Source organism: Mycobacterium pinniadriaticum, assembly GCF_026242045.1.
GTDB lineage: Bacteria > Actinomycetota > Actinomycetes > Mycobacteriales > Mycobacteriaceae > Mycobacterium > Mycobacterium pinniadriaticum.
The window spans coordinates 100,450-115,864 of sequence record NZ_JAPJDO010000004.1 but is presented as its reverse complement, the minus strand read 5'-3'; the positions used below and the strand labels follow the sequence as shown (position 1 = coordinate 115,864).

Sequence of the window (15,415 nt, the reverse complement as noted above, 5' to 3'; positions counted from 1 at the left end):
TGTCCGATACCGTGTCGGCATGAACGATCGTTCGAAGATTTTCGTGGTGGGAGCAGGTCCGTCGGGTTTGGCCGCCGCGTGGCGACTGCAGGAAGCGGGCTGCGATGTCGTCGTGCTGGAATCCCGGGATCGCGTGGGCGGCCAGTTGTTGTCGGTCAAGCGCGACGGCTTCCTGATGGAGGCCGGTACCACGATCCTGCCCGAGGCCTACGACAGCGTGATGGGTCTGGTCCATGACGTCGGGATGGCCGACGAGCTGGTGCCCGCGAACTCGCTGATGGGTTTCATGCGGGGCGATCAACTGCACCTGATGCGGTCCAACCACCTGATCCTCGACGCGGCACGGACCAAACTCCTGTCCTTGAGCTCCAAGCTCAAGGTCGCCAAGCTTGCCCTCGACTCGTTCAGGCTACGCAACCTGTTGAGTTACGAGGACCTTTCGATCGCTGCAGAGTACGACGTCGAGACACCCGAGGATTACTGCCGCCGCCGCGGTCTGGACGGTGAACTCTACGACTATCTGATCGAGCCGACGGTGCGCGGCGGCGCGGGAGTTCCCGGTGACGTCATCTCGGTCGTCGAGTTCTTCTTCCTGTGGCAGAAAGTGCTCGGCACCAGACTGTTCGCCTTCCGTGACGGCTATTCCTCATTCCCGCAACGGATCGCGGACAAGTTGTCCGACGTGCGGTTGAACACCCGGGTGCTCAAGGTCGTCGAAAGCGGCGGCGAGGTGACCATCACCTACGAGGACGCCGCCGGAGTTCACACCGAGACCGGCGCCGGGGCGATCGTGTCCAGTATGGGCAACGAAGTCCCCGATCTTCTCCCCCAGCTCGATCCCGATCGGGCGGCCGTCCTGCGCCGGCTCAACTACACGTCCACCATGTCGATCAATCTGGCGCTCGAACGAGTCCCGGACTGCGCGGCATCCTTCATCGTGGTCCCGCGACCGGTATCCGAGGGATTGTTCGCCATCATTCTGGAGCACAACAAAGTGCCTGGGCGAGCTCCGAGCGGGAAGGGACTGGTCTCGCTGTTCATGATGAACCAGTGGGCGATCGACCACATGGACGCCACCGATGGCGAGATCCTCGCCGACGCAATACGCGAAGCGGAGAAGGCGCTTCCCGGGCTGAGCGCCGACATCGAGTTCACCCGCGTCAACCGCTGGTACCCGGTGCTGGTGTACAGCCATCCGGGGCTGTACAAGGAGCTCGGCGCCTTTCACGCCGGCCGAGATCTCAACAGCCGCATCCACCTGGCCGGCTCGTACAACTCGTCGGGGAACGTCAACACCGCGACGACGGCGGGTGAGCGGGCGGCGCGCGAGCTGCTCACCGCGCTGCGGCCCACCGCGCTCGTGGGCGTGTGATGCCCTGTGTTCGCCATGGCGCAGTTCAATATCCCGGTCCCGCCGGACATGGTCTTTCCACGCGTTCCCCAGATCGCCGCGGAGATCGCACTGTGGTCGGTGGTTGCCGCCTTCGTGATCTATGCCGTACGGGAGTGGCGCCGAACCGGTTCACCGCTGGCCATCACCCTGCTGGCCGGCGGGGGTATCGCGTTGTTCAACGAGCCGCTCGACGACATCCTCGGGCTGGTTCATCACCCACGCCCGGGCCAGCACGTGCTGTTCGAGACGATGGGACCGATCCCGCACTGGGGGTTGCCCACCTACATCATCTTCTTCGGCGGTATCGCCTACGTGCTGCTCGTGGAACTGAGAAAGCTCACGTTCACCCCGAAGGCCTTCTGGACCGGCATCGCGATAACATTCGTCGCCGATCTCTTGATCGAGTTGCCGCTGCTGCATTTTCGGCTCTACACGTACTTCGGGTACGGCGACGTCCCGATGTCAGTCGGCGGATTCCCGCTGTACTGGCTGTTCATCAACACCACCGGGCCTATTCTGACCGCCGCCATTCTCTTCGCCGCACCGAACTACTTCCGCGGCTGGCGCGCCCCGCTCGTGGTATTTCTGCCTCTCGTCACCGATGCCGCATGTAGCGCCGCGGTCGGGCTACCTGTCTACAACGCGCTGCACACCCCTGGCGCGCCGGCCTGGGTGACATGGGGCGGCGCTCTGGCCTCCTGCGCCATCGGCATGGTGCTACTCGATGCCATGGCGCGGGGGATCTACGCCCGCACCCGCGACCTGCAACGCGCGAAGGCCGCCGAGGCGTCGCAGCCGGACAGGGAGCGGATATGACGCTGCTCGCCGGGCATTTCGATCTGCCTCCGACGCCCGACGGCACCGTGATGCCGCACACGGCGCAGGTGATCACCACGGCGGTGATGGGCGTGCTGGTGGCAGCGTTCCTCGTCTACGCCATCTGCGAGCTGGTACACCGGCGATCGGCAACACTGATCCTCCTGCTGATCGGTGGGGCGATCTCCTACCTCAACGAACCCATCGACGACGTTCTCGGCCTGGTATGGCATCCCGAAGCGGGTCAGTGGACGGCGATCGACACCTTCTCTCGGGTTCCTCTGTGGGGCTTGGGAATCTACATCGTGTTCTTCGGGGGCATGCCCTACCTGATCCTGCAGAACCTTCGGCGCGGAATGAGCCGAGCCCAACTGTGGCGCTGGGTAGGGATGTTGGTCATCATCGACATCGCTGTCGAACTGCCGGTACTCGCGTCGGGCATCTACCAGTACTTCGGTGACGCACCGATGCAGGTCGGCGGCTTCCCGGTGTACTGGATCTTCATCAACGCCGTCGGACCGCTGGGTCTGGCCGTGCTACTGCTCGCGGCCGAGGACAGGTTCACCGGCTGGCGAATGCTCTACCTGCCGCTGCTGCCGATGGTGTGCAACGCCGCGAGCAGCGTTGCCGTCGGCTGGCCGATCTATTCGGCGCTCAACGCCCAGGCCGGACCCGTTGTCACTTGGGGGGCAGCGTTTCTCACGATAGCGATCGGCCTGTCGGTCCTGGACATCCTGATCACGACCGCCGCGCGGATATCGGTGCGGCTGCGTGAACCTGGGCTGCAGGAGTTGCTGACATGAACGCCCAGATGACATTCCAGCGGCTCTGCTCGCTGGGCGGACTCCTCTGCGTCGCCTTCTGGCTACCTGCCGTCGTCTTCGCGGCGGCATTCATCGTCAACACAACCTCCTTGATGGAGGCAATCAATTCCGAAGACCACGAAACCGCCAATCATCAGATGAGAGAGACAACCATATGAAGTCACGCAAGATATTTCAGCGTGCCGGCGCCCTCTGTGGAGTACTCGGTGTGGCGGCAATCCTCACCGGCTTGCTCGTCACGCGGTTCCTCCCGCCGTGGGTACCACTTTCATGGCGGCCGGGGCGCCTGCCCAAGGCGCGTCAGCCCTTGGCTTGATCACGCATAGCCGTCTGCGCGGCCAGCTTGCCCGGCAGCGCACACACTCCCCCGACCGGATGAGTGCCGGCCCCACTGAGGTATAGCCCCTTGACCGGAGTGCGGTAAGCGCCCAGTCCTGGGGCGGGCTTGAGCGGCCCGAAACGGGTGATCAGCGGATCGATGTGGTAGACGTTTCCGGCCGGGGCGTTGAAGCGCTCCTCGATGTCGGGACCGCCGAGCACCGCCCGGTCGATTTCGAGGCCGTCGAGGCCCTCGTAGTACAAGGCGCTGTCACGCAACACCGAGTCACCGATCTTGTCGCGGACGTCCTCCCACGGTTCGCGCGGGGTCACGGGAATCACCCCCGACCACAGCCACAGGTTGCTCTTGCCGGGAGGCGCCTGTGAGGGGTCGACCGCCGACGGGATGATCGCGCAGCTCACCGGAACCGGATCGGGCCATTCGCCCCGAACCAGGGAGTTCCACCCGGCATCCTGTTCTTCGAGGGTGTGCCACGCCACCAGATACTTGCGGAGGTCGAGATCGTTGCCCCGCCACTCTTCGTGGCGCCGCATCGACACCTCACCATCGATGGCGACGTTGATCTTCAGCGAGGTGGCGTGCGTCTTGCGGATCGGGATGTCCTTGGCTCGCGCGGAGAGCCTGGTATCCAGCACCCCTTCGGGCAGTAGCTCGTTGAGCGTGATCACCGGATTGCAGGTAGCGATCACGGCCGTGCGCGCCTTGACGATCTGGCCGGTGTCGAGTTCGATACCGGTGACCCGATCGCCGGCCATGACGAACTCGCGCACCCGACTGTCAGTGTGCACGGTTCCGCCGAGGGCCAGCAGGCAGCGGTGCAACGCAGCGGGCAACGCACCCGTTCCGCCGACCGGCATGGCATTCGCAACCTTTTGCACAACACCGAGATAGATCATCGCCCACGCGGTCATGTCCAGGCGCATCTGGGAGAAGGCAGCCATCGCAGCCAACGCGCCCTTCGGGAGTTCGGACTCGAATGTTTCTTCCAGGAACTCGGTGTGCGACGCGGTGGCCATGTGCCGTAGCGACCACAACTGCTTGGGATGACGAGCCGCCCGCATGACAGACTTCGCCATCTCGGCGTTCCAGGGCCGCAACGGGTGCGACTTCATATAGGCGACGACCACGTCCATCGCGGGATCCAGCGCGTTGGCCAGGTCCAGCCACGCCCGGGCATCCTTGGGTGAGAAGCGCCGCAATTCGTCGGCCGTGCGGCTGGCGTCCTTCCAGATCGCCAGGGAGCTGCCATCGGGCGCCAATTGGACGTGGGCCGGATCCACCGCGATCTGCCGCAATCCATACTTGTGCAGCTGAAGGTCCTCGGCGACGCCGGACAGCCGGAATATCCCGGTCAGCTGGATGGCACCCTCGTTGAAGAAGTGACCGGGTGCACTGGGCAGGGTGGCATTCGTCGAGGTCATCCCGCCGACGGTGGGTGACGCTTCGACGACGGCGACACGGTGGCCCGCGCGGGCCAGATAGCACGCGGCCGTCAGCCCGTTGTGGCCCGCCCCGACGATGACGTAATCGACTTCAGGAGGCAGGGATTGGGTTTGGGATTGCACGGGTGCAGTTCTCCTCAAATGCAGTTAGGGACCGGGAAGCATGTACGACGGTGGGGTGATGACCGAATCGGGATTGACCGACATCCAGCTCCACGGAATGAAATACGCGAGCGCAGCCCAGGCCGCACAGAACCCGATGACCGCTAGCAGTTTGACCGGTGTCCGAAGATGACTGGGCCAGCGGTGGATTCCGCGGTGCAGGAAGGGGATCCCGTCGGTGCTGTCGTGGGCGGACATCCGCAGGTAGGTGAATCCGGCGGCATAGACCGCGACGAACACGCTCTCGTACACCGGGAACTGATAGGGGGTGCCGGCGAACAGGGTGAACGCCTCCCAGGTGCGGGGAAAGGCGTAGACCCGGGTCCGGATGAAAACCTGCTCGAGCACGATGTCCACACCGAGGATCACCACGAACGCGAGGCTGAAGGAACGGACGTTGGCGATACCCGGGTAGCGCCGCCGCAGGGCGAGGATGATGCGGCACTCGATGGCGGCCAGGCCGATCCCCAGATACAGATATTGCGGCACGAACCAGGCCAAACCCTCGGCATAACGGGTCGGTCCCTGGTGCAGCGGAAAGAACGCCAGCCAGGATCCGACGTTGAGCGCGTGGGCATTCCAGGCGAACGTGTAGTGGAAGTAGTTGATCAGCGGGTCGATGCCTGAGGCCAGCAGTGAGCCGATGACGATCATGCCGTCCAGGCTCAGCCGCCGGTCGACGATCAACGGCTTGACGAGAAACACCCAGATAGTCGCACCCGCGATCACCAGGCTGGCCACTTCGATGACCCGCAACACCACGATTGCGGCACCGTCGAACGTGTCCGGTCCATGGATGGGTGCCGGCCCGAATTGGGTGTCGGACAGGAACCAACGGGCCCAGGCCTGACCGATGAACAGAATCCACACCACACCCAGCAGCGCCCACAGCGAGACCGCGCCGCGACGCTCCTCGGTGCCGACCGCTGGCGCGGTCGAGCGGTCGGTCAGGACGGAACGGTCCACGGTCAGCGGTTGCCGATGAAGGTGGCGGTCTCACCCGTCGGCGCCGAGAGACCGAGTAGTTTGGCCAGCAACTGACTGGCCGGATTGTTGAGCGCCATCGGCGAATCCGCGGGCATGAGTCCCATCGCGATCATCATGTGCGCCGCGCGCACCATGATGATGGACAGTTTGGTGGCGGCGAGGATCTCGTAGTAGTCGATGTCGGCGGGTGTGTAGCCGGTGATCGACGTGTAGTACGCAAGGGTGTCGCCACGGTCGGGAATCCCCTCTGGCAGAGCCAGTCCGATGCCTTCGGTGTGGTGCCGCATCAGGAACAACCACCAACCGAGGTCGAGTTCGCGGCTACCCAGTGTCACCATTTCCCAGTCGAGGACCGCAGCGGCGGCGAGATCGTCGCCGAAGATGATGTTGCCGACACGAGCGTCCCCCCAGTTCAACACTTTCGGCGCCGCCGTGTCGGGGACGTTGTCGGCGAGCCATTCGAGGGCGTGCTCGATGGTGGAATTTGGTTCGCCCTCTGCCGCCCAGGTGAATGAGTCGCGCCAGTTGGCGATCTGCGCGTGCACTCCGCTGCCGTTGGCGTCGGTGTCCAGGAACCCCAGACCCAGCGCCTGCCAGTCGGCGGCGTGGATTGCCGCCAGCGCCTTCAGGCTGTTGTGCCACATGAGCGTTCGCTGTTCCGGGGTGAGGTCGAGAACCCAGCCGCCAGCGGTGAACGGCGGGTCATCGGAGGGAACCCGGCCTTCTATCCGCTTCATCACCAGGAACGGTGAACCGAAGACCGCCGGATCCATCTCGTAGAAGTAGACCTCGGGCACCGGCACCCCAACCGAACCGAGCGCACCGATGACGCTGGCTTCCTTGCCGAGGTCATAGGAGGCGAACACGCCCTGGCCCGCGGGTTGCACCCGGGCCACCATCGGCCGCGTGTGGTGCTGACCGTCCTGGTCCCACGAAGCGGTGAAGAGCACGGTCTCATTGGACAAGCCGGCCGATGCGGGAACGTCGAGATCGGTGACCCGGACCTGCTGGGCTCCATCGATTTTCGATTCGAGCCAGGACGCCAAACGCCGCGATGCCTCTTCGGTATCGATTTCGTTCTTCAAGGCCATCTCGGAGTGCCTCTCATGCTGTCGGTGTCGGTTGCGTGCGGTGGTCCAGCATCGCGCGCTGGTAGGTGTCGAACCAGATCTCCTGGTAGGTGCAGTGAGTGACCCGCCCCTGGTCGTCCTCCCAGCGATAGACGCTGTCGTGAAAGGACACGTTGGGCCATGCGGGAAGCACTGCGGAGGCGATCGCTTCGCCGTGGAAACGGTAGGTGTCGCCGTGATCGTCGCGCGCGGTGATCTCCTGGCGGGTCGCCAGGTGGATGACGGGGTGATACTCGAGCACGTCGCGACGGACCGAGGTCACCGACCTGGTCTCGTCACCGCGCTGCACCCAGGCGAAGTGGTGGGATGGGCGATCCCCCACCTGATACAAGCCAGCCCAGCGAGGGCCGGTGTCGAGCGGCTCGAAGCTGATCTGGTTGAAGACAAGGTCGGGACCGAAATACATCGGCGACCAACCAACCGGAGGGCTCGGGACAGCGCCACGCCGTTCCACCCGGATCTGGCGCCAGGACCGGTCCCGCGGGGCGAAGCAGTCGACGTCGTACGTTGCGCCGTCGAGCTGCAGGGTTCCGGTGACGTGCATGAACTGTTCGCTACCGCCAGGCTGACGGGACTGGTCGTGATGCGCGTCCTCGCCGGGCATCACGTGTCCGCGGGCCAGCAGCGGTGTCACCGCTTCGGCGACGACGTCAAACGACATGCGGTCGTCGGGTGCGCTATAGCGCAGGCGGGCGGTCTTGCCGGGCTCGACGAATTCGATCGACAGACCGTTATCGGTGGTGATCGTGTTCCGATCGACCGTGGGCCACGGCATGGTGATCTCGTAGTCGAGATAGGCCATGTCGGTGTATTCGATGTTCTCGTTGCCTTGGAAGACGCACACTCCGCCCTGGGACAGCGGAAACGCCGGCTGATAGCGGACATAGAGGAACGCACCTATCGCGGCCTCTGGCACGGAGAACCCGAAGTAGTGGGTGTGGATCAGGTGCGGGTCCCAGGCCTCGTCCGGCCCGGGCAGTGGGATCAGCAGGTCGGTTTCCGCCGCATGGACCGCCAATTTCGAACTCACCATCCAAACGTAACGTTGAATGAACGGACTATCAAGTATGAAAATCTATTCATGTTGAACAATCATGGGGTGCCCACTACCGAGAAACCCGCGACGCGGACCGAACGCCAGCGCGAGCGGACCCGGCGGCAATTGCTGGACGCCGGCCGCACCCTGATCGCCGCGAAAGGTGTTCCCGGACTCCGCATCCAGGAGATCACTGAACAGGCCGACATCGCGCTGGGATCGTTCTACAACTACTTCCCTTCCAAAGAGGAGTTCCTCGAAGCCATCATCACCGAGAGCCTCTCGGATCTGGCGTCGGCGACCATCAGCAATGTGGACGACGCGACCGACCCGGCCGAAGTCGTTGCCCTGGCCAATCTGCGGGTGATCCGCCTGGCCTACGCCGAACCCGACTTCGCGCGGCTGATCGTCAATATCGGCCACTCCGAGGCACTGTTCGGCGCCGCCGTGCACCCACATGCCCGGGTGGCCGTCGAACGCGGGATCGCCAGCGGGCGTTTCGACGTCGCCGACGTCGAGGTGCTGCTGACGACGGTGATCGGCGGGGCATTCGCCCTCATCCGGGAGATCCTCGACGGACGGCATGGCGATCACGCCGAGCGGGCCTTCGCCCGCCTGGTCCTTGCGGCGCTGGGACTGAGCGCCGCGGAGGCCAAGGCCGTGGTCACCAAGGTCGCCAAACTCGAGCGTTCCTGACCAGGTCAGGCCGTCGCCGGTTCTCTGGCCTTGACCGCGTCCTCGGCCCCGAAGACCGCCGCCTTGAGGATGCCGACCTTCGATTTGATGAACACCTCGTCATCGGGGCGTGCCACCACGAAGGACAGCACCCAGACGTAGGTGAGCGCCAGTCCGAGCGTGACCAGCCAGGCGAAGTGCGTGACCCACAGCGAGGCATCCAGATTCAGCGCCGTCCACACCGGCCAGGCGGCCGCGCCGTTGGCGATCCCGTCCGACATCGGAATGAACGCGATGACCAAGGCCAACCGCCAGCCCGGGAGGTGCGGTCGCATCCGGTAGATCAGCGCGCCGGCCGTCATCGGCATCAGCGGGTTCACGCACACCCACCACAGCGGCAGGCCCCAGAAGTTCAGCGGCTGCGGCCCGTAGTACTCGTAGGCACCCATCAGGACACCCGGGCTTTCCAGAAAGATGTTGATGACCACGTCGATCAGGTAGAGCTGGAACATCTGCTTGCGAGTGACCCCGGTGGAGTAGATGCGGTAGGCCAGATACGCCAGGCCGCCGACGTACCAGATGTAGACGAAGTTGATGAACAGCGGGAAATCACGGCCCATCGAGGAGAAGGTCGTCGTGACCGCGCCCTGGCGGATGTAGCACAAACCCAAGGTGTCCACGATCGGCTCGAACAGGCACGCGATGCCGCCACCGATCAGACAGAAGGTCAACAGTGGCCCCTTCCCGACGATCAGGTGTTTGATCGCGAAGAACACCATGACGACCACCGGGATGCCCAGGAAGATCGTGAACAGCACCTCGGGCACGAACGGCATCGGGGTTGTCGGGTGTGCGGGTATCGGGGGCGCGGCAAGCACGTACTCAAGCCCAGACATGTCCCTCTCCTTCGGTGCTCATGCGTCGGCACCCGGAGCGTAACGTCGAATGAATATCTATTCAAGTATGAAATGTGATTCACCCCGCGCGATATGCCGACCCGCAACGCCCATGCGTTGACCAGCCTCCGACGCCCGCAGAGTTGTCGGGTTCCGCACTCGCGCCTCTGCACCAACGGGGTGTCACCGCGGCCCGTGTCGGGCCGGACTACCGGACCCTGTTGAATCTCCCTGGAATGTCGCGGTATTCGTCGCGTATCGCGGACTTGTCTAACTTGCCACTCGGCAGCCGGGGCAGCCGATCCGTCCGGAGCACGATGTAGCGGGGGACCTTGTAGTCCGACAGAACCGCTTCGCAATGGGCCACCACCGCGGATTCGTCAAGGGCAGCCCCGTCCACGACGGTGACGATCGCCGCGGGCGTCTCTCCGAAGCGCGGGTCGGGCGCGGCGATGACGGCCACCTCCTCGACACCGTCGAGCGTCCTGATCGCGGACTCGAGCTCGACCGGTGAGATGTTGATACCGCCCGAGATGATGAGTTCCTTGATGCGGTCCAGGAAGGTGATCCGGCCTTGTTCATCGCGCACGCCGACGTCACCGCTGTGCAACCAGCCGTCGCGGATCGCGGCAGCCGTGGTCTGCGGATCGTTCCAGTAACCCGGTGTGACTCCGGGACCGCGGACCACCAGTTCCCCTGGTTCCCCTGGACCCGCCATCGACCCGTCATCGAGCATCACGTCGACCTCGGTGAAGATCGATCCACTACCGCACGAGTCCGGATGTTCGAGCGCGTCGTCTTTCAGGGTTGCCGTCGCCACACCACCGGCTTCGGTCATCCCGTAGATCTGGCGAAGCAGCACCCCCTTCTCCGCCCACCGGCGCAACAGGTCGACGGGCACCGCTGCGCCACCCACGATGGCCGTCTGCAGCGAACTCAGATCGGCCTCAGCGAACTCAGCGGCACGCGAGAGCGCCTCAAAGACCAGGGGGACACCGAAAAGGGCTCGCACCGAGTACTTCTCGATCAATGTCACCGCGCGCGCCGGATTGAGCTCCGGTTCGACGACCAACGTGCCACCGAGAACCGAGGTGATCAAGAGGCCATAGACCAGCCCCGGCGTGAAGGCCAGCGGCAGCACCAGAAGGGTGACGGTTCCGGGGCGGAAACCCTCCTCGGCGAGGGTGTTCTCCAGCACCATGCCCATCAGTGTCCGACTGGTGAGGATCACCCCCTTCGACAAGCCGGTCGAGCCACTGGTGAAGATCACCGCAATCGGATCATCAGGCTGCGGCTGGATCACGAAGTCGTCCGGCTCGCCGAACTGCTGATCGTCGACGATATCGAAGGTCCAGAGAGTGAAATCCCTACCCGCACCGCGTGCCTCGTCGGCGCCCGCAGCGTGGGTGGAGGCCGCAATGACGGCATTGATTTCCGCGTCGTCGGCGATCTTGCGGATCTCGGCCGGCTTCAGGCGCGAGTTCAGTGGGACCAGCGTCGCCCCGGACTTCATCACCGCCAATGCCGCTACCGGCCATTGCGGGGTATTGGGCGCCAGCAGCCCGACCCGGTCTCCTGGCTTGACTCCCTCATCAGTCAGCTTTCTGGCCAACCGGCTGGTCCATTCGTGCAACTGCCGGTAGCTGATCTCGTCCTCGCCGACGATCAGTGCGCACTGGTCGCCCTTGGTCCTGGCCCACCAGCGCAATGCCGATGCCACGGTCGCGGCCATCGTCCTCCTCTATCCCTTCGGTCAGATCGTTGAAGCTGAACCGAATACGGTAGAGCTCACCAATGGTGCCATGGGGCCGCCGATCAGAAGAGAGATGTCGGCATCTTGCACCGGATTCGGTGATCCACCGCGGATCTGACGTACCGCCTCGGCGACCAGCCCGATGCCGTGGACGAATCCTTCCGCGATGTTGCCACCGGCGGTGTTGATCGGCAGGCTTCCCTTCTCGACGGTGAGGTTGTCCACCGTCAGGTAGTCGCCGGCGGCTGGACCACCGGGGCACAGACCGTGGTCGATCATGGCCGCCACCGCCGGGCCGGTGAAATTCTCGTAGACCTGCGACACGTCCACATCCGCGGGGCCGATCTGTGCGTCGGTCCACAATCTCTGCACCAACGCCGGGTGAAAGCCCGCGCTTGTGTAGTCGCGTTCGTTCTCGACGGACTCGCTCCACCCGGCCGCCGCACCCTGAACCCCGGACAGGATGTAGGCAGGCCGGCCACGGTAATCGCCCGTACGGTCTGCCGCCACCACGAGAATCGCGGTTGCCCCGTCGTTTTCTCGCGAACAGTCGAACAGTCTCAGTGGCTCGGAGATCAACCGACTCGCCTGGTAGCCGTCGTGATCCAGCGGGCGACCGTACGCCACGGCCGCCGGGTTGTTCTGGGCATGGTGGTAACCGGCCAACGCCACCGCCTCGAGTGCGGAGGCAGGCACCCGGTCGACCTCCAGCATCCGCTGGGTGCGCAACGCGCAGACCTGTGCCGGTGCCAACATGCCGTGCGCGGTATACAGATGGCCCATGTGGCCCTTGTTGTAGGCGCCGCGCCCGTCGGTTCCCTCGCTGAGCCCGCGGTAAACCGCGACGCAGTTCGCCTGGCCGCTATAGACCGCCGCGGCAGCACAATTCACCGCTGCGGCGACCGCACCTCCCCCACCGCCCAAGACCTGGGTCGACCACCGGACCTCCCGGACACCCAGAGCAGCACCGAGCACCAGTCCCTCACTCGAATCACCCGCGTAGGAGACAAATCCATCGATCGATCGCGGGTCGGCGCCGGCGTCCTCGCAGGCCCCCAGAATTGCCCGCAACACCAGCTGCGCCGACGACAACGGGCTGGTGCCCCGCTTGTAGTACTCGGTCGCGCCGACACCGACAACGGCGGTGGCGCCGCGGAATCGGGTCATCGCTGCACCTCCTCGAGCTGCCAGCGGATCAGTGGCCAATGTTCATCGTCGGGGGGCGAGTCGATGTGGCCCACGACTGTCGCTCCGATAGCGGGTGTCACGCCGTCGGCGTGCGCGAGCACCCCAACCACCCGGCACCCGCCAGCAGCGGGAAGTTCCACGAGGACAACGACGTAGGGCAGGTGCCCGGTGGCTTCCCGGCTGAACGGCTGCCAGGTACGGGTCCACGAATAGATGACGCCCACCGGTTCGACCTGTTGCCACCGCATGTCGAACGAGTGGCAGCGTGGACAGATCGGCCGGGGTGCCCAGATCCAGTTCGCGCATCCGGCGCACTGCTGAAGAAGTAGCCTGCCCGCGCGCAATCCATCCCAATGCGGGGTGTCGATCCCGTCATCGGACGGCCCAGCCAGGTCCATCCACGGGGGGGTCTCCGGGATGTTGCGCACACTGAACACCCGCCAGGTGCCGTCGTCGAAGTGCACCCAGCGGCTGCGTAGTTCAAACCAGTCGCCATCGGGCTTGAGGTAGCGGATGACCGCGTCGTAGCGATCGTCACCGACACCGGCGATGCTGCGTACTTCGCATCCCGTCAGGCGATTCGGCACATCGGCCGATGCAATGAGTTGACCGATGCGGTCCGGCAGGAAATCGGCCAGGACAGTGGCGTTGTCAGCGGCCGCAACGGCTTTGCCATGGGCCTCGACTGTGGCGACGAGTTCGCCGGGCACGCCGGGTGCGAGCTCAATGGTCAACTGCTGCCTCCGAGTTGGTAGCGCACATCGGTGCGATCGTGATGGAAGCCCGCCAGGCGAGCCGCGTTGACCAGCCTGGTGTCATCAGAATCCACATGGACGATGGCGCCGGCCAGTCCGGCTTCGCCGGCGACGGCGACGACACCGTCCAGAAGGCGTCGCAAGCCCCCCGGCGGAGCGGACGCCGCGGCGTCGATGCGGTCGACGACCACGCAGTCACCGAGCCCCTCAGACAGCACCGGCTGCCGATTCAGCATCGCCCACCCGACTACACTGCCGCCTTCCCGCAACGCATACCGCGGCCCGCCATCGGACCCGATTCGTTCGAGAACTGGTGCTGCGACGTCCACACCGGAGTCAGTACCGCAGATCAGTTGCCAGACCCGGCGCGTCCGTGGGATCAGGAAGCGATTGCTGAGCCGGCCGCTGGCCGGATGGTTCCCCCGAGCCCAGGAGGTGATGGTGTGCGCACCCGTGCCCAACCAACCGGCGGCGCCCGCCGTATCGAGACCGACCTGCTCGAGCAGAAGAGTCATGATGCCGATCGAACGCAGGCCGGGATCGATCACGGCGGTAGCCTGGGCGCTGCCCGATGCCGCACCCGCGAGGCGCAACAAGCCGGCAATGCACTCGGGTGCGTTGGGCTCGTCCATGGCAATGGCATGCGGCAGCATCCAGATCAGCAGATGCCGGTCGAGCGAGTCTGCGGCCGCCATCGACCGTTCCACATCGGCGAAATCGATACTGTTGTAACCGGCTTCGGCGTCATAGGCCGCAGCGCGTGTCAGCAGGCCGGCAAGTTCGTCGGCTTCGGGCCGACTCAGCGCGTTGCGCCATTCGTATTTGATCATCGCGAATCAGGACGGCGGGGCACCTTTGGCGAGGAGCCGCTTCGTCTCCCGCCGGAACACCTGGTTGGCCGTCTCGTTTCGGCCCAATAGCATGTCACCGGCGTCCGCACTGCCCATGCCCTGTTGAGAGTTGCGCAGCAGCGGGAAGTCCTCGCTATGCAGCACTGTCAACAGGATTTCCCAGTTCTTTTCCCACCGATTGTTCCAGTGATCCTCGGCCATACCGGAAACCTCCAGCCGGGGAACCATCAGCCGCTGTTCCATCCGCGACTTCGTCGGGTCGGTCGGATGCGGGCGGAACGTCAGCAACTGGAAGTGGTCGGGCTGACGAAGCAATGTGCTGTTGGGCAGCAGAAAATGGGTTTCGGTCACGTAGGGATCGAGCGAGCGATCACCCGGATCCTCCTCCAGCCAGCGATCGATGGACTTCCGCGGCGCAATAAAACGGCAATGCCGACCGAAGTCCTCAAACGCCATCACATTCGTGTGGATGATCTTTCCCGCGGAATTGGGGTGGGCGTACTGGATGTGGTAACCGTCCAGGAACGCATCCTGCATGATCTTCCAGTTGGTCGGCTCGTCGAAACCCGCTGCCCGGAAGCACACCAGCTCGGCGAGATCGTAGCCGCCCAGGATCGCGTCCATCTCCGGCCCGAGCCAGCCGGCGACGTCGATCGACGCGTTGGCGTTGTCGATGATCCAGATGAATCCGTGGCGCTCCTCGCACGGGAGCTCGACCAGGCCGAACTTTCCGCGGTCGATATCACCGAAGGTGTTGTCGCGGGTGATCATTCGCAATGATCCGTCCGGATCGTAAGACCAACGATGGTACGGGCACGAGAAGAACCTGCAGCGGCCCTTCTCGTTGTCCTCGAGCAGCGCTCCGCGATGACGGCACAGGTTGACGAATGCCTTGACGCCGCCGTCCTTCTGGCGCACCAAAAGGACGTTGTTTCGCGGCATCTGGACGGTCATGAAATCGTAGGGCTTGGCGATCTCCGAACCATGGGCGATGATCGAGGGCACCTCACCGAAAATGAGATCCCTTTCACGCTGGGCTAACTCGGGATCGGTGAACTCGTGCGCGGAGAACGTGACCACGTCGTCGAATTTGTCGGTCGTCTCGTTGCGCAGGAGCTCGATCGCTCGCCTGATTCGGTCAGGGCGCGGCAGTGATTTGGTCATTGC

At 64.5% G+C, this 15,415-nt stretch carries 15 protein-coding genes; 5 read left to right on the top strand and 10 right to left on the bottom strand.

Annotated features, from left to right (window positions below):
• Positions 1-19 precede the first annotated feature (19 nt).
• Genes ORI27_RS06515 through ORI27_RS06500 form a run of 4 tightly spaced genes read left to right on the top strand, consistent with a single transcriptional unit; the run spans position 20 to position 3,191 of the window.
• Positions 20-1,372, top strand: coding sequence for a protoporphyrinogen/coproporphyrinogen oxidase (locus tag ORI27_RS06515; protein ID WP_265995920.1), 1,353 nt, complete (start codon positions 20-22; stop codon positions 1,370-1,372).
• Positions 1,373-1,387: 15 nt separating this feature from the next.
• The gene (locus tag ORI27_RS06510) at positions 1,388-2,209 is read left to right on the top strand and encodes a hypothetical protein (RefSeq protein WP_265995921.1); all 822 of its coding nucleotides are present in this window, start codon (positions 1,388-1,390) and stop codon (positions 2,207-2,209) included.
• Positions 2,206-3,012 (top strand): hypothetical protein, encoded by an 807-nt coding sequence (locus ORI27_RS06505; RefSeq protein ID WP_265995922.1) that lies wholly within the window; start codon positions 2,206-2,208, stop codon positions 3,010-3,012. Before ORI27_RS06510 ends, ORI27_RS06505 begins: the two co-directional genes overlap by 4 nt.
• Positions 3,009-3,191: a hypothetical protein gene (locus ORI27_RS06500; RefSeq protein ID WP_265995923.1), complete on the top strand. Its 183-nt coding sequence runs from the start codon at positions 3,009-3,011 to the stop codon at positions 3,189-3,191. Before ORI27_RS06505 ends, ORI27_RS06500 begins: the two co-directional genes overlap by 4 nt.
• Before the next feature lie 142 nt (positions 3,192-3,333).
• Here ORI27_RS06500 and ORI27_RS06495 read toward each other — a convergent pair whose 3' ends face one another.
• From ORI27_RS06495 to ORI27_RS06480, 4 genes are read right to left on the bottom strand one after another with little or no spacing between them, the layout of a single operon-like run.
• Positions 3,334-4,938 (bottom strand): phytoene desaturase family protein, encoded by a 1,605-nt coding sequence (locus tag ORI27_RS06495; RefSeq protein ID WP_265995924.1) that lies wholly within the window; start codon positions 4,936-4,938, stop codon positions 3,334-3,336.
• 24 nt (positions 4,939-4,962) lie between these two features.
• A complete protein-coding gene (locus ORI27_RS06490) occupies positions 4,963-5,943 on the bottom strand; it encodes a spirocyclase AveC family protein (protein WP_265995925.1) in 981 nt (326 codons plus the stop codon).
• A gap of 2 nt (positions 5,944-5,945) precedes the next feature.
• A complete protein-coding gene (locus ORI27_RS06485) occupies positions 5,946-7,055 on the bottom strand; it encodes a phosphotransferase family protein (RefSeq protein WP_265995926.1) in 1,110 nt (369 codons plus the stop codon).
• Positions 7,056-7,068: 13 nt separating this feature from the next.
• Complete coding sequence (locus ORI27_RS06480; RefSeq protein WP_266073900.1) at positions 7,069-8,127, bottom strand: DUF7064 domain-containing protein; 1,059 nt, start codon at positions 8,125-8,127, stop codon at positions 7,069-7,071.
• Between the two features lie 48 nt (positions 8,128-8,175).
• Here ORI27_RS06480 and ORI27_RS06475 point away from each other — a divergent pair, with 48 nt between their 5' ends.
• Positions 8,176-8,826, top strand: a complete 651-nt coding sequence (locus ORI27_RS06475) for a TetR/AcrR family transcriptional regulator (RefSeq protein WP_265995928.1) — start codon at positions 8,176-8,178, stop codon at positions 8,824-8,826.
• 5 nt (positions 8,827-8,831) lie between these two features.
• Here the strand turns inward: ORI27_RS06475 and ORI27_RS06470 are convergent, their stop codons facing one another.
• From ORI27_RS06470 to ORI27_RS06445, 6 genes are all read right to left on the bottom strand, one after another.
• On the bottom strand, positions 8,832-9,701 hold the full coding sequence (locus ORI27_RS06470; protein WP_265995929.1) for a hypothetical protein: 870 nt from the start codon (positions 9,699-9,701) through the stop codon (positions 8,832-8,834).
• Between the two features lie 208 nt (positions 9,702-9,909).
• On the bottom strand, positions 9,910-11,433 hold the full coding sequence (locus ORI27_RS06465) for a class I adenylate-forming enzyme family protein (RefSeq protein WP_265995930.1): 1,524 nt from the start codon (positions 11,431-11,433) through the stop codon (positions 9,910-9,912).
• Between the two features lie 21 nt (positions 11,434-11,454).
• Positions 11,455-12,621: a thiolase C-terminal domain-containing protein gene (locus ORI27_RS06460; RefSeq protein ID WP_265995931.1), complete on the bottom strand. Its 1,167-nt coding sequence runs from the start codon at positions 12,619-12,621 to the stop codon at positions 11,455-11,457.
• Positions 12,618-13,376 (bottom strand): Zn-ribbon domain-containing OB-fold protein, encoded by a 759-nt coding sequence (locus tag ORI27_RS06455; RefSeq protein ID WP_265995932.1) that lies wholly within the window; start codon positions 13,374-13,376, stop codon positions 12,618-12,620. Before ORI27_RS06455 ends, ORI27_RS06460 begins: the two co-directional genes overlap by 4 nt.
• Entirely contained in the window at positions 13,373-14,227 is an 855-nt protein-coding gene (locus tag ORI27_RS06450; protein ID WP_265995933.1) for a hypothetical protein, read from the bottom strand. Before ORI27_RS06450 ends, ORI27_RS06455 begins: the two co-directional genes overlap by 4 nt.
• A gap of 6 nt (positions 14,228-14,233) precedes the next feature.
• Positions 14,234-15,412, bottom strand: coding sequence for an aromatic ring-hydroxylating oxygenase subunit alpha (locus ORI27_RS06445; RefSeq protein WP_265995934.1), 1,179 nt, complete (start codon positions 15,410-15,412; stop codon positions 14,234-14,236).
• Between the last annotated feature and the right edge of the window lie 3 nt (positions 15,413-15,415).